The organism is Streptosporangium vulgare (genome assembly GCF_042428775.1).
Classification (GTDB): domain Bacteria; phylum Actinomycetota; class Actinomycetes; order Streptosporangiales; family Streptosporangiaceae; genus Streptosporangium; species Streptosporangium vulgare.
The window spans coordinates 167,898-181,922 of sequence record NZ_JBHMBS010000018.1 but is presented as its reverse complement, the minus strand read 5'-3'; the positions used below and the strand labels follow the sequence as shown (position 1 = coordinate 181,922).

At 70.9% G+C, this 14,025-nt stretch carries 11 protein-coding genes and 1 rRNA gene; all 12 read left to right on the top strand.

The genetic code is table 11. The features are described 5' to 3' along the window. A 5S ribosomal RNA gene (rrf, locus tag ACFFRH_RS30760) occupies positions 1 to 76 on the top strand; the annotation flags it as partial. A 395-nt stretch (positions 77 to 471) separates the two neighbouring features. After that, entirely contained in the window at positions 472 to 1,764 is a 1,293-nt protein-coding gene (locus ACFFRH_RS30755; protein ID WP_344743205.1) for a bifunctional folylpolyglutamate synthase/dihydrofolate synthase, read from the top strand. A gap of 166 nt (positions 1,765 to 1,930) precedes the next feature. Further along, a complete protein-coding gene (locus tag ACFFRH_RS30750; protein WP_344743203.1) occupies positions 1,931 to 2,269 on the top strand; it encodes a DUF4233 domain-containing protein in 339 nt (112 codons plus the stop codon). An 11-nt stretch (positions 2,270 to 2,280) separates the two neighbouring features. Then, positions 2,281 to 4,230 (top strand): hypothetical protein, encoded by a 1,950-nt coding sequence (locus tag ACFFRH_RS30745; RefSeq protein ID WP_386161114.1) that lies wholly within the window; start codon positions 2,281 to 2,283, stop codon positions 4,228 to 4,230. A 91-nt stretch (positions 4,231 to 4,321) separates the two neighbouring features. After that, positions 4,322 to 4,732, top strand: a complete 411-nt coding sequence (gene ndk / locus ACFFRH_RS30740; RefSeq protein ID WP_329084418.1) for a nucleoside-diphosphate kinase — start codon at positions 4,322 to 4,324, stop codon at positions 4,730 to 4,732. A gap of 191 nt (positions 4,733 to 4,923) precedes the next feature. Continuing rightward, a complete protein-coding gene (locus tag ACFFRH_RS30735; RefSeq protein ID WP_344743201.1) occupies positions 4,924 to 5,955 on the top strand; it encodes a rod shape-determining protein in 1,032 nt (343 codons plus the stop codon). Further along, a complete protein-coding gene (gene mreC, locus ACFFRH_RS30730; RefSeq protein ID WP_386161113.1) occupies positions 5,955 to 6,983 on the top strand; it encodes a rod shape-determining protein MreC in 1,029 nt (342 codons plus the stop codon). Before ACFFRH_RS30735 ends, mreC begins: the two co-directional genes overlap by 1 nt. After that, the gene (gene mreD, locus ACFFRH_RS30725; RefSeq protein WP_386161112.1) at positions 6,961 to 7,515 is read left to right on the top strand and encodes a rod shape-determining protein MreD; all 555 of its coding nucleotides are present in this window, start codon (positions 6,961 to 6,963) and stop codon (positions 7,513 to 7,515) included. Before mreC ends, mreD begins: the two co-directional genes overlap by 23 nt. Positions 7,516 to 7,633: 118 nt before the next feature. Further along, positions 7,634 to 9,697: a penicillin-binding protein 2 gene (mrdA, locus tag ACFFRH_RS30720; protein ID WP_386161111.1), complete on the top strand. Its 2,064-nt coding sequence runs from the start codon at positions 7,634 to 7,636 to the stop codon at positions 9,695 to 9,697. A 211-nt stretch (positions 9,698 to 9,908) separates the two neighbouring features. Further along, complete coding sequence (gene rodA / locus ACFFRH_RS30715; protein WP_344742604.1) at positions 9,909 to 11,075, top strand: rod shape-determining protein RodA; 1,167 nt, start codon at positions 9,909 to 9,911, stop codon at positions 11,073 to 11,075. Between the two features lie 156 nt (positions 11,076 to 11,231). Beyond that, complete coding sequence (locus ACFFRH_RS30710; protein ID WP_344742606.1) at positions 11,232 to 13,142, top strand: TIGR03960 family B12-binding radical SAM protein; 1,911 nt, start codon at positions 11,232 to 11,234, stop codon at positions 13,140 to 13,142. A 102-nt stretch (positions 13,143 to 13,244) separates the two neighbouring features. Then, the gene (locus tag ACFFRH_RS30705; RefSeq protein ID WP_344742618.1) at positions 13,245 to 14,024 is read left to right on the top strand and encodes a TIGR03936 family radical SAM-associated protein; all 780 of its coding nucleotides are present in this window, start codon (positions 13,245 to 13,247) and stop codon (positions 14,022 to 14,024) included. The last annotated feature ends 1 nt before the right edge of the window (position 14,025 follow it).

The following is a 14,025-nucleotide window of genomic DNA, read 5'->3' as shown; positions in this document are numbered from 1 at the left end:
GAACCCGGAAGTTAAGCTCTTCAGCGCCGATGGTACTGCACCGGGGACGGTGTGGGAGAGTAGGTCACCGCCGGACAATCTTTTGAGGGCCCCCACCATTCGGTGGGGGCCTTCGTGTTTTTCGGGGAGTTTCCCCTCAAGGATTTCCCGGAGGGTTTCCCGGGGGCTTCGCGTGCTGCTTTCCGGGGCTTTTCCCGGGCTCCTTTCCGGTCCTTTCCTGGTCCTTCCGGTTTGTTCTGGCTCGTTTCGGAGGCTGGCTGGGGCTTGGTCGTTCCGGGGTTTGTGTGGGCTTCTGGCTCGTTACGATCAGGGCTTCCACCCCGCTACGACCGCCGTGCCTGGACTTCCCGGCCTGTGGCGTTTCATGGGACACGGAGTCCGCGTGCACCAGCCTTTACGGCCCTGTCCGGGACCCGCCCAGGACGTCAGTAGGCTGGAGACGTGGACTATCGAGCGGTTGAACAAGCGATCATGCAGCGTGGTGTCGAGTGGAACTTCGAGCCCAGCCTCGACAGGATCGCCGCGCTCGTGGATCTGCTCGGTTCCCCGCAGCACTCATATCCCGTCGTGCACGTGGCCGGTACGAACGGCAAGTCGAGCACGACCCGGATGATCGAAGCGCTCCTGCGCGAGCGCAACCTGCGGGTCGGCCGCTTCACCAGCCCTCACCTCGTCTCCATGCGCGAGCGCATCTGCGTGGACGGTGTCCCGCTCAGCGAGGAGCGCTTCGTCGAGGTGTACGAGGACATCGCGCCCTACCTGGAGATGGTCGACGCCCAGGGGCGGCGGCTCTCCTTCTTCGAGACCCTCACCGCGATGGCGTTCGCCGCTTTCGCCGATGCTCCGGTGGACGTCGCGGTCATCGAGACGGGCATGGGGGGCATCACCGACGCCACCAACGTCGCCGACGGTGCAGTGGCGGTCATCACGCCCATCTCCCTCGACCACGTCGACTACCTCGGGCCCGACGTCGAGACGATCGCCGGGGAGAAGGCCGGCATCATCAAACCCGGGGCGACCGCGGTGCTCGCGCAGCAGGAGCTTCCCGCGGCCTCGGTGTTGATGAGGCAGGCGGCCGACACCGGTGCCACCGTGGCACGCGAGGGGCTGGAGTTCGGCGTGCTGAGCAGGGAGCTCGCCATCGGTGGGCAGCTGCTCCGGCTCAAGGGGCTCAAGGGAACGTACGAGGACATCCTGCTCCCCCTTTACGGTGCCCACCAGGCGAGCAACGCCGCCTGCGCGCTGGCCGCGGCGGAGGCGCTGACCGGCGGGGAGGAGCCTCTGGACGCGGAGCTGGTACGGCAGGCGTTCCTGCAGGTGCGTTCGCCCGGCAGGCTCGAGGTGGTTCGCCGGGGGCCCACGGTGGTCGTCGACGCCGCGCACAATCCGGCGGGAATGCGGGCCACCCTGGACGCCGTGCAGGAGTCCTTCGACTTCGCGAAGCTCATCGGCGTGGTGGCGGTGTTCGAGGACAAGGACGTCCAGGGCATCCTGGAGCTGCTGGAACCGATGATGGACGAGATCGTGGTGACCAGGAACTCCTCGCCGAGGTCCATGGACGTGGACGATCTCGCCGCGCTGGCCGAGGAGATCTTCGGTCTTGACCGGGTGTACCAGGTCGAGAGGCTGGACAACGCGATCGACCGGGCGATCGGCCTGGTCGACGCCCTGGGCGAGTTCAGCGGGGCCGGGGTGCTGATCACCGGGTCGGTGGTGACCGCCGGTGACGCGCGTCTCCTGCTCAAGGCGGACGAGGCACAGTGAGCGGGCGAGGGCACGGCGGGCGACGAGACGCGTCACGCGGGCCGTACGTGCTGGGCGGACAGAGCGCGCCGAGCGGGCGGAACGCGGCGGTAAGCCGACGGAACGGGACGAGCCGGCCGGGCGTGGCGGGTGGGGTATGGCCGAGGCGACTCTGGAGGAGCGAAAAATGATCACGGTCACTCCGGGGATGAGACGTCTCTGTGCCAGCGTGCTCGGCATGGAGGCCATAGTCGTCGGTCTGTTCACGCCGGTCGCCATCAACACGCAGGGCATCGAACCGGCCGTCGCGGCCACCGTCGGCCTGGGCCTGGCGTTCCTCTGCGTGGTGGTGATCGGCCTGCTCAAGCGGCCTTTCGCCTACGTCGCGGGGAGCGTGATCCAGGTGCTCGCCATCGCCTCCGGCCTCATGGTCCCGACCATGTTCCTCCTCGGAGTGATCTTCGCCGCGCTGTGGATCACAGCGATATTCGTCGCTCGCCGTGTCGAGGGTGTGACTTCTCGCTAAAGTCGGCCAACATGGCCGTCCCTCCCATCCAACCGACTCGGGTGGTGTCCGCCAGGCCCACGGGCCTGGTGCGCGCGCTCCGCGTCTCCCTGATGCTCGACGTCGTCCTCGGACTGCTCGTCGCGGTAGTGCTGCCGCTGGCGATCGTCGCCATCCCCAACACCATCTCGGTGGTCGCCGCCCTCCTGCCGCCGGACATCTCGCAGATAGCGATGATCAGGGCGCACGGGCTGGCGCTTCCCGCGATGGTCCTGACCGTGCCGGTGGCGGCGGTGGCCGTGCACCGGATGAGGGCGGCCCCGATGATGGTCGCGGGGCTGACCCTGCTCGCCTTCGCGGACGCCGCCGGCGGGTACGCCGGGTCCACGGCGCTGGTGGGGGTCCTGCGGGTCCTGCACGGGGTCGGTGCGGGCCTGCTGGTCCCGGCCACCCTGATGGCCGTGTGGGGGCGTTCGGTGCTCCTCAGGGCCGTGTGGGCGGCCGCGTTGACGGCGAGCCTCCTGGCCGCCCAGGCGCTCGCCCTGTGGCCCCTTGACCAGGTCGACTCCTGGCGCGTCACCCTCCAGCCGTACCCGATGCTCACCGGGGTCGCGCTCGTGCTCGCCGCGGTCTACCTGGTGCTGTGGCTGAAGGAGGGCGAGAGTGCCGGTCCCGTACGGGCCGTCGCGGAACGCGGGCGCACGCTGTGGGTGTTCGTGCCCGCCGTGGGCGTCGCGGCCCTCGCCCTGGGCAGCACGTTCGACTGGTCGCCGAGCCTGGTGATCCGCGCGGCGCTGGTGTCGGTCCTCGTCCTGCTGGCCCTGGCCTCCTCCGGCGCCTCGAAGGGAGCCGTCGGCCGGGCGCCGGCCTACGCGATGATCGCGGTCGGCGTCGTCGTGCTGCCGACCGCCGCCCAGATCACCTACGTCGAGCTCGGCGGGCTGGGAGGTCCCGGCCTGTCCGGACTGTGGCCGGCCTTCGCGATCGCCGCGCTGGTGGGCCTCCTGTCCGCCGCGCTGGCGAACCGGCCGGGTCACGCGGCCATGCCCAGGGTCACCGCGGGCGGGCTCGTGGTGATGGTCGCGGGCCTGTGCGCCGTGCGGCTGTTCCTTCCGGCTCCGGGCGGGCTTCCGCTGATCATCCCGTTCGCGCTGCTCGCGGGGGGTGCCTCGGTGGCGCTCACCGGCGCGCTGCGCTCCTGCGGCGAGGGGGCCGCGCTCCTGGCGCTGTCGCTGTTCTTCCCCGCGGTGCTCGTGGGCTTCCTGCTGGGCAGCGGTGTCCAGGTCACCCGCCTGGAGGAGGCCACGACCCCGCAGGCGCTGGTCGACGGGTTCGTGGACGCCCTGCATCTGTGGGCGCTGATCGGGGGCGGCCTGGTGCTCGCGGTGATCGTGCTCGGCGCCGTCCTGGCCCGTCTTCTGCCCGGTACGCCGGTGGGCACCCGGGAGGCGGGGGACGCGCAGGACGCGAGAGACGCGCGGGACACCCCGTTCGGTGCGGGTTCCGCCTCCGGGCTGGTGCCCTCTCCGGCGGGGGAGGTCGATCTCGCCGGTGGCGCGTGGCCGGACGCCACGGCGTCGGGACCTCCCAGACAGACCGGCCAGACCGGCCGGAGCGGTCGGCCAGAGCAGGCCGGGCAGGCGGAGCGGGACGCTCAGGCCGGGCAGGCGAGACACTCGGTGGTGCGGCCGCGGTCCGAGGCCGCGGCCGGTCCGCAGCCGCAGGTCCGCCCTGACCCCGAGGCCGGGCCCATGGCGGCGACCGAGTCCATGAGCGGGTCCATGGCCGTCAGCGGGGGCGGGCACGGGGCGGGCGCGGGCGGAAGGCCCAGGCCCCGGCACGAGCCCGACCGGGTCCCCGAGCGCGACCCCGAGCCGGAGACGGAGACCGAGCAGGAGAAGGTCGTCGCGCCGCCCGTGGTGGTGCCGCCGCCCGCGCCCTCGCCCGAGGACGGCCCGGGGAACGGGCCCGCCCTCCAGTGACCTCGCCGACCACGGGGAATCGCGCGAAGGACGGTAAACTTCGCGCGATTACCGCAGTCCGCGACCCATACATGTTCAAAGGAGAACTTCAGTGTCCGAGCGCACCCTTGTCCTGATCAAGCCCGACGGTGTGGCGCGTGGTCTCATCGGCGACGTGATCGCCCGTGTCGAGCGCAAGGGTCTGAAGGTCGTGGCGCTGGAGCTGCGCACCCTGGACGTCGACACCGCCAAGGTGCACTACGCCGAGCACTCCGAGCGGCCGTTCTTCGGCGAGCTGGTGGAGTTCATCACCTCCGGCCCGCTGGTCGCGCTGGTGCTCGAGGGGCCGCGCGCCATCGAGGCCTTCCGCGGCCTCGCCGGCCTCACCGACCCGGTCAAGTCGGCGCCCGGCACCATCCGCGGCGACCACGCCCTGGAGATCGGCGAGAACGTCGTCCACGGCTCCGACTCTCCCGAGTCCGCCGCCAGGGAGATCAAGATCTTCTTCCCGGATCGCTTCTGAACGCACGCTTTCACCGTGTTCGCCGGGCCCCGCCGTCCTTGTGGACGCCGGGGCCCGGTGTATTCGGCTAACCCAAGATTTTGCTGCGGCAGGCCGCCTCATTGCGCTCAATGGTGGGTACGTCACGTTACGATTCGAGTGCGTTCCGTAGTTTTCGCCGACGACCTGACGGAAGGAGGCCGGCCTTCCTCATGGGCAGCAATCTTGCTTTTCTGGGCCGTGACATGGCGGTCGACCTCGGCACCGCGAACACCCTCGTGTACGTACGAGGCCGCGGGATCGTGCTCAACGAGCCGTCCGTCGTAGCGATCAACACCGCGACGGGGAAGATCGTGGCTGTTGGTATCGAGGCCAAGCGGATGATAGGCCGCACTCCCGGCAACATCGTGGCCATCCGCCCGCTCAAGGACGGGGTCATCGCCGACTTCGACGTCACCGAGCGCATGCTGCGCTATTTCATCCAGCGGGTGCACAAGCGCCGTCACTTCGCCAAGCCGCGCATCATCATCGCCGTGCCGAGCGGGATCACCGGGGTCGAGCAGCGAGCGGTCAAGGAGGCCGGTTACCAGGCGGGCGCGCGCAGGGTCTACATCGTCGAGGAGCCCATGGCCGCCGCGATCGGCGCCGGGCTCCCGGTGCACGAGCCCACCGGCAACATGGTGATCGACATAGGCGGTGGCACCACCGAGGTGGCGATCATCTCGATGGGGGGCGTGGTCACCAGCCAGTCGATCAGGGTGGGCGGCGACGAGCTCGACCAGGCGATCATCGCCTTCGCCAAGAAGGAGCACTCGCTCATGCTCGGCGAGCGCACGGCAGAGGAGATCAAGATGGCCATCGGCTCCGCGTGCCTGCTCCCCGAGGAGAGTCACGCCGAGATCCGGGGCCGTGACCTGGTCAGCGGCCTGCCCAAGACGATCGTGGTGTCGGCCGCGGAGATCCGCAAGGCCATCGAGGAGCCGTTGAACGTGATCGTCGACACGGTCAAGACGACCCTCGACAAGTGCCCGCCCGAGCTCTCCGGAGACCTGATGGACCGAGGGATCGCCCTCACCGGGGGCGGGGCGCTCCTCAAGGGCATGGACGAGCGGCTGAAGGCGGAGACCGGCATGCCGATCCACCTGGTCGACAACGCCCTCGACTCCGTCGCGCTCGGCTCGGGCAAGTGCGTCGAGGACTTCGACGCCCTGCAGCAGGTCCTGGTTCCCGAGCCGCGGCACTGATGAAGGACACCCGCCGGGCACGGGTCAACCTGGGGCTGCTGCTGGCCGCCGCGCTCGTGCTCGTGACCATCGACCACCGTTCGGTGACGGAGTCGCCGTTCGGTCCGCTCAGGACGGTCGGCACGACGCTGTTCGGCGCCGCGGAGAGCGCGGGGGCGGGCCTCGTGCGGCCGGTCGGCGAGTTCTTCGAGACGATGGCCGAGGCTCCCTCGGCGCGCGCCCGCATCGAGAAACTGCGCGCGGAGAACCAGCGGCTCCGGCACGACCTGGCGGCGCAGAGCCTCGACCGGGGGCGGTCCCGGGAGCTTCGCAGGCTGCTCGGGGTCGCGGGGACCGGCGGATACCGGATCCTGCCCACCCAGGTGATCGCCCGGCGCGGCGCCCCCGGGTTCGAGGAGGCCGTCGAGCTCGACGTGGGACGCGCCGACGGGGTGCGCCCGGAGATGACCGTGCTGAACGCCGACGGCCTGGTCGGCAGGGTGGTCCAGGTGGGCCCGTCCACCTCGACGGTGGTGCTGCTCAGCGACCCCGCCTCGGCGGCCGGGGCCCGGTTGGAGGGCAGCAACGAGATCGGGGTGGTGCACGGTGTGGGGGAGAACGGCCGCCTGGTCCGCTTCCGGCTGCTCGACTCGACCGCGCCGATCACCCCCGGCCATCGCATCGTGAGTTTCGGCTCCCAGCGTGGCGCGCCGTACGTGGCGGGGGTGCCGATCGGGGTGGTGGAGCGGGTGGAGGCCACGCCGGGTGAGCTGACCCGCATCGCGTACGCGCGGCCGTCCGCCGATCTCACCGCGCTGGACGTGGTCGGCGTGGTGGTGCGGGCGCCGCAGCGTGACCCGCGTGACGCGGTGCTCCCGCCGGGACCGCCCAAGACGAAGGTCTCGACGCCGGAGCGGGCCACCTCGCGTTCACCCGACGCCGAGTCCGGCTCCGAGCCCGGCTCCGAGTCCCGCTCCGACGCCGAGTCCGGCTCGGAATCCGGCCCGCGCGAGGCGGAGGCTCCCCGTGGCCGGCGAGAGGGGGCCTGACGGGATGGGCCGCAACGTGGCCTTCGTGCTGCTGTTCCTGGGGATCATGATCGTCCAGGTGACCGTCGTCAACAGGCTGCCGCTGCCCGGGAACGCCGCGCCGGATCTGGTGCTGCTCGCCGTGGTGGGGTACGCGCTGGCGCGCGGGGCCGCGGCGGGAGCCGTCATGGGTTTCGCCGCCGGTCTCGTCAGCGACCTGCTGCCGCCGGCGGCGCACCTGCTCGGGCACAACGCGCTCGTGCTCTGCCTCATGGGTTTCCTGGCGGGACGCGCGGTGGAGAGCCAGCCGGGCGCGGCGCCGCTCGCGGCGATGGCCTGCGCGGTCGCCGGTCCCGTGGTCGCCCTGGTGACCGGCGCCCTGGTGGGGGATCCGCGCAGCGGGCTGTCCATACTGACGACGGTGCTGCCGCAGGCGATGGCCTACAACCTGCTCGCCGCGCCCCCGGTGGTGTGGATGGTGCGAAGGCTCGTCCGGGGGCCGGAGCCGAGGCCGGTCCGGGTGCCCCAGCACGTCATACGGAGTCGCCTATGAGGCCACGTACGCGGCCTCGTGCGTCGTGGGGTCGTGGCGGGCTTCGCCGCGAGGGGAGAGCGAGGTCGGGCGGGTCGTGGGCCGGGGGTTCCGGCCGGGTGTGCGGGGAGGACGGGGTATGGGCCTGATGCGGGGGCGGCTGGTCGTGGTGCAGGTGCTGGTGGTGTCGATGCTGGCGCTGCTCGCCGTACGGCTCTGGCAGGTGCAGGTGGTGCGCGGTACGGAGTACGTGGAGGCCGCGACCGAGACGCGTACGCGCGACGTCGTCGTCCCCGCGGTGCGCGGGCAGATCCTCGACGCGACGGGCCGTCCGCTGGTGCGCAACCGGACGACGCTGGTGGTCTCGGTCGACCGCACGCGCCTGAACCGGATGGCGGGCAACGGCCAGGAGGTGCTCCAGAGGCTGGCCGACGTGCTCGGCCGCCGTCCCACCGAGTTGCGGGAGCGGATCAGGGCGTGCGGTCCCGGGGTGACCCGTCCCTGCTGGCCGGGGTCCCCGTACCAGCCGATCCCCATCGACGTCGACGTCACCACGCGCGAGGCCCTGCAGATCCTGGAGCGGCAGGAGGAGTTCCCCGGGGTCACGGCCGAGGTGCAGGCCGTGCGGGAGTATCCGCGCAAGGGCGCGGGCGCGCAGGCGCTCGGCTACCTGCAGCCGATCACGCAGGAGGAGCTGGACAGGCGCGACGGGCTCAGGTCGGCGTTCTCCGGGGTCGACCTGGTGGGCAGGGACGGCCTGGAGTCGGTCTACGACGTGCCGCTGCGGGGGACGCCGGGGATGCGGCGGGTGCAGGTCGACCGGCTGGGCAAGGTCATCGGGGTGGAGCGGCACGTGCCGCCCGTCCCGGGCGACACGCTCATCACCAGCATCGACGCCAGGGTGCAGACCCTGGCCGAGAAGGCGCTGGCGGAGGCGATGAAGGGCGCGCCCAAGGCCGACGGGGCGGCGGCGGTGGTGCTGGACGCGAGGACGAGCCGGGTGATCGCGCTGGCCAGCGCGCCGACGTACGATCCGGCGGTCTGGAGCGGGGGCATCTCCGAGGCGGAGTACCAGCGCCTGCTGTCGGGCAAGACCGGCAAGCCGCTGGTGTCGCGGGCGATCAAGGGCGAGTTCGCGCCCGGTTCGACGTTCAAGGTGTCGTCGGTGTCGGCGATGCTCAGGGACGGCTATCCGCTGCACGGCAAGTACGACTGCCCGGGGTCCTTCATGGTCGGCGACCGGCCGTTCAACAACTTCCGCGGCATCGGGCTGGGCGTCCTCAACCTGCACATGGCGCTGGTGAAGTCGTGCGACACGATCTTCTACCGGGCGGCGTACGAGCAGTGGCTGCGCGACGGCGGGCTCAATCCCAAGGGGAAGACCAAGGAGCCGATGGCGAACATGGCGCGTGCCTTCGGGTTCGGCCGTCCCACGGGCATCGACCTGCCGGGCGAGTCGCCGGGCAGGATCCCCGACCGGGCGTGGAAGAAGGCGCTCTGGGCGGCGACCAAGGAGGACAACTGCAGGCGGGCCAAGACCGGCTATCCGGAGGTGGCCAAGAGCAGTCCCAGCAGGGCCGCGTTCCTCAAGCGGCTGGCGTACGAGAACTGCCTGGAAGGGTTCCAGTGGCGGCCCGGTGACGCCGCCAACTTCTCCATCGGGCAGGGCGACGTTCTGGTGACGCCGCTGCAGCTGGCGGCGGCGTACGCGGCGCTGGTCGGGGACGGCAAGCTGCGCAGTCCCAGGGTGGGCTGGGCGCTGGTGCGTCCCGACGGCACCAAGGTCAAGGAGATCAAGGTGCCGGTGGTGGGCAAACTGCCGATCACGCCGGAGGAGCGGGCCTACATCAAGGGGGCGCTGAGCGAGGTCGCCTCCGACGGCACCGCGGCCGGGGCCTTCTCGGGGTTCCCCATGGACAAGGTCAAGATCGGCGGGAAGACCGGCACCGCCGAGGTCTACGGCAAGGCCGACACATCCTGGTTCGCCTCGTTCGCCCCGACGGACAAGCCGAGGTTCGTGATCGTCGCCATGGTGTCCCAGGGCGGGATGGGCGGCCAGACCGCCGCTCCGGCGGTACGGAAGATCTACGAGGGCATCTACGGCTTCAAGCCCGACGGGAAGCCGTCCTCCTCGGTCCTGCCGGGCGGGCGCCCCGCGAGGGCGCTCCCGGTGATCGCCAAGGACGGGACGGTGTCGCGATGACGGCTTCGGCGACGCGGGCGGCGCCGGTGACCGTGCCGGAGGGGACGTTCGCGCGGGTGTCCGTGAGCGGCGTGCCCGTCCCGGTGTCCGCTTCGGCGTCCATTTCGGCGTCCATTTCGATGTCGGCTTCGATGTCGGCTTCGATGTCCGTCGCGGTGTTCGCGGTGGGGTTCGCGAGGGCGCCGGTGGTGACGTCCGCCGGGGAGGGGGCGTGAACCGGGCGGCGGCCGCGCCGCCGAGGACGTCCCTGGCCGGCCGGACGGTGGCGGCCGCCGCCACTGTGGGCCGGATGGACGGGCTGATGCTGGTCGCGGTCACCGCGCTGGCGGTGATCGGCACGATGCTGGTCTGGTCCTCGACGAGGACCTGGGCGGCCGGCTCCACGGGGCTGGTCAAGAAGCACATCCTCAACCTCGTCATCGGTGCCGTGCTCGCCGGTACGGCCGCGATGGTGGACCACCGGGCGCTGCGGGCCTTCGCGCCGCTGATCTACGGCGCGACGCTGGTCGGGTTGATTCTGGTGATCACACCGCTCGGCAGCACCGTGAACGGCGCCCACTCGTGGATCATGCTGGGCGGCGGTTTCGCGTTCCAGCCGTCGGAGTTCGCCAAGCTCGGCCTGGTGCTGATGCTCGCCATGCTGATGGCCCAGCCCGCCAGGGGCACCGACCGGCCGCGCGGTTTCGACGTCGTGGTCGCGCTGGTGGTGTCCGTGTTCACCATGGGCCTGGTGATGCTCCAGCCCGACCTGGGCACCACGATGGTGATCGGGGTGATCACGGCCGGCACGATCGTCGTGGCGGGGGTCCGCAAGCGCTGGATCGCCGGGCTCACCCTCAGCGTGGTCGGCGCGGGGGTGGCGGTGTGGTTCCTCGGCGTCCTGGAGCCGTACCAGATCGCCCGGTTCACCGCGTTCCTCAACCCCGCCAGCGATCCGCGCGGCGTCGGCTACAACAGCACGCAGTCGCTGATCGCGATCGGGTCGGGGGAGGTGTTCGGCAAGGGGCTGTTCGGGGGTGGCCAGACCACCGGGCGTTTCGTACCCGAGCAGCACACCGACTTCATCTTCACGGTGGCGGGGGAGGAGTTCGGTTTCCTCGGCTCGGTCACCGTGGTGGCGCTGCTGGGGGTGATCCTGGTGCGGGGAGTGCGGATCGCGCGCGAGTGCGACGACCGCTTCGGCGCGCTGGTGGCCGGTTCGATCGTGTGCTGGCTGGCCTTCCAGTCGTTCGTCAACATCGGGATGACCGTCGGGATCATGCCGATCACCGGCCTTCCCCTGCCGTTCGTCTCCTACGGCGGCACCGCCACCTTCGCCAACATGATCGCCTTCGGTCTGCTCCAGGCGATCCACATGCGCGGGCAGCCGCTCAGGTGAGCCTTTCCGTGCCCGTTTCGCCCCTGCCCGCGGCGCCGGGACGCCTGCCGGGGTCGCGTACGCGGCGCCCGTGAGGGGCCGCGCCACCGGCCCGGCCCGCCGTGAGCGGGCGGCGACCGCCTGTGGCACCCCCTCCAGGCGGATATTCTTGATGGCATGTCTGTCGAGTCGCTGTTTCCCCGCCTGGAAGCGCTCCTGCCCAGGGTGCAGAAGCCGATCCAGTACGTCGGAGGTGAGCTCAACTCGACCGTCAAGGACTGGGACGAGACCACGGTCCGCTGGGCGCTGATGTATCCGGACGCCTACGAGGTCGGCCTGCCCAACCAGGGCGTCCAGATCCTCTACGAGATCCTCAACGAGCTGCCGGAGACGCTGGCCGAGCGGACCTACGCGGTCTGGCCCGACCTGGAGGCGCTCATGCGCTCCGAGGGCGTGCCCCAGTTCACGGTCGACGCGCACCGGCCCGTACGGGCGTTCGACGTGCTCGGGCTCTCCTTCTCGACCGAGCTCGGCTACACCAACATGCTGACCGCGCTGGATCTGGCGGGCATCCCGCTGGAGGCGGCCGACCGGGGCGAGGACGACCCGATCGTGCTGGCCGGCGGTCACGCGGCGTTCAACCCCGAGCCGATCGCCGACTTCCTCGACGCCGCCGTGCTGGGCGACGGGGAGCAGATCGCCATCGCGATCACCGAGGTCATCCGCGAGTGGAAGGCCGAGGGCTCGCCCGGCGGGCGCGACGGGCTGCTGATGCGGCTGGCCGAGTCCGGCGGGGTCTACGTGCCGAAGTTCTACGACGTCGACTACCACCCCGACGGCCGGATCCAGCGCGTCGCGCCCAACAGGTCGGGCGTGCCGTGGCGGATCCACAAGCACACCGTGATGGACCTGGACGAGTGGCCGTACCCCAAGAAGCCGCTGGTCCCGCTCGCCGAGACCGTGCACGAGCGGTTCAGCGTGGAGATCTTCCGCGGGTGCACCCGGGGGTGCCGGTTCTGCCAGGCCGGCATGATCACCCGTCCGGTGCGCGAGCGTTCGATCACCACGATCGGCGACATGGTCGAGGCGGGCGTCAAGGCGTCCGGCTTCAACGAGGTCGGCCTGCTGTCGCTCTCCTCGGCCGACCACTCCGAGATCGGCGAGGTCGCCAAGGGGCTGGCGGACCGCTACGAGGGCACCAACACCTCCCTGTCGCTGCCCTCGACCCGGGTCGACGCCTTCAACATCGACCTGGCCAACGAGTTCTCCCGCAACGGGCGCCGCTCGGGCCTGACGTTCGCCCCGGAGGGCGGCTCCGAGCGGATGCGCAAGGTGATCAACAAGATGGTCACCGAGGAAGACCTGATCAGGACGGTCAGCACCGCGTACACCCAGGGCTGGCGGCAGGTGAAGCTCTACTTCATGTGCGGCCTGCCCACCGAGGAGGACGCCGACGTCCAGGGCATCGCCGACCTGGCCAAGAAGGTCATCAAGGCGGGCCGCGAGGCCACCGGGTCGCGCGACGTGCGCTGCACGGTCTCCATCGGCGGTTTCGTGCCCAAGCCGCACACCCCGTTCCAGTGGGCCGGTCAGGCCGACCACGAGACGGTCGACCGCAGGCTCAAGGCCTTGAAGGAGGCCCTGCGCGGCGACCGTGACTACGGCCGTGCCATCGGCCTGCGCTACCACGACGGCAAGCCCTCGATCGTGGAGGGCCTGCTCTCCCGGGGGGACCGCCGGGTCGGCGAGGTCATCCGCGCGGTGTGGGCGGACGGCGGCCGGTTCGACGGCTGGAGCGAGCACTTCTCCTACCAGCGCTGGATGGACGCCGCCGCCAAGGTCGGCGTCGACGTCGACTGGTACACCACGCGCGAGCGCGAGGAGAACGAGGTCCTGCCCTGGGACCACCTCGACGCCGGTCTCGACCGCGAGTGGCTCTGGCAGGACTGGCAGGACGCGGTCAACGACGTCGAGGTCGAAGACTGCAGATGGACCCCGTGTTACGACTGCGGCGTCTGCCCCACGATGGGGACCGAGATCCAGATCGGGCCCACCGGGAAGAAGCTGCTGCCACTGACGGTTGTCTGAGGTAGGCGGTGCGTGAGCGCCGCTCATCCGAAACGACGACCACGACTTGGGAAGGACGACACCACCCTGAAACCCGCTCCCGACGGGCCGCCGCCCGCGCCCGTGGTGCAACGCCTGCGCGCGCGCTACGCCAAGCGCGGCCGCCTGCGCTTCACCAGTCACCGTGACATCACCCGGGCCCTCGAACGGGCGGTCCGGAGAGCCGACGTCCCGGTGGCGTTCAGCGCGGGCTTCTCGCCCCACCCGAAGATCTCCTACGTGGGAGCGGCCGCCCCCACCGGGGTCGCCAGCGAGGCCGAGTACTTCGAGATCAGCGTGACGCGCGAGTGTGACCCGGAGCGGCTGCGCGCCGCGCTGGACGCCTCGCTGCCGCCCGGTCTCGACGTGCTCGACGTCGTCGAGGCGGGCTCCGCGAGCCTGGCCGACCGGATGGAGTGCTCGGCGTGGGAGCTGCGGCTGCCGGGAGCCGATCTCGCCCTCGCCGAGGCCGCGGCCGAGAAATTCGTCGCCACGGACCACGTCGAGGTCGAACGCCTTACGAAGAAGGGGATGCGACGCTTCGACGCACGTGAAGCGGTGCTGAGCCTCAGGGTATTTGAGGGAACTGAGACAACAGCAGGTCAGGCGTCCAGTCAGCCATGTGTCATACTTCGCATGGTTGTACGGCACGAAACTCCTGCCGTTCGACCCGACGACGTTCTCACTGGACTGCGTCTTGTGGCTGACTTCGCGCCGCCGGTGCCCCCCGAGGTGACCAGGCTGGCGCAGGGCCCGCTGGACGTTCACACCGGTGAGCCCGCCGATCCGTTCGGCCTGGACCGCGACATCACGCGCGGCGGCGAAGCGGAACCGGTGGGCAGGCACGTCGGCGGCGACATATAGG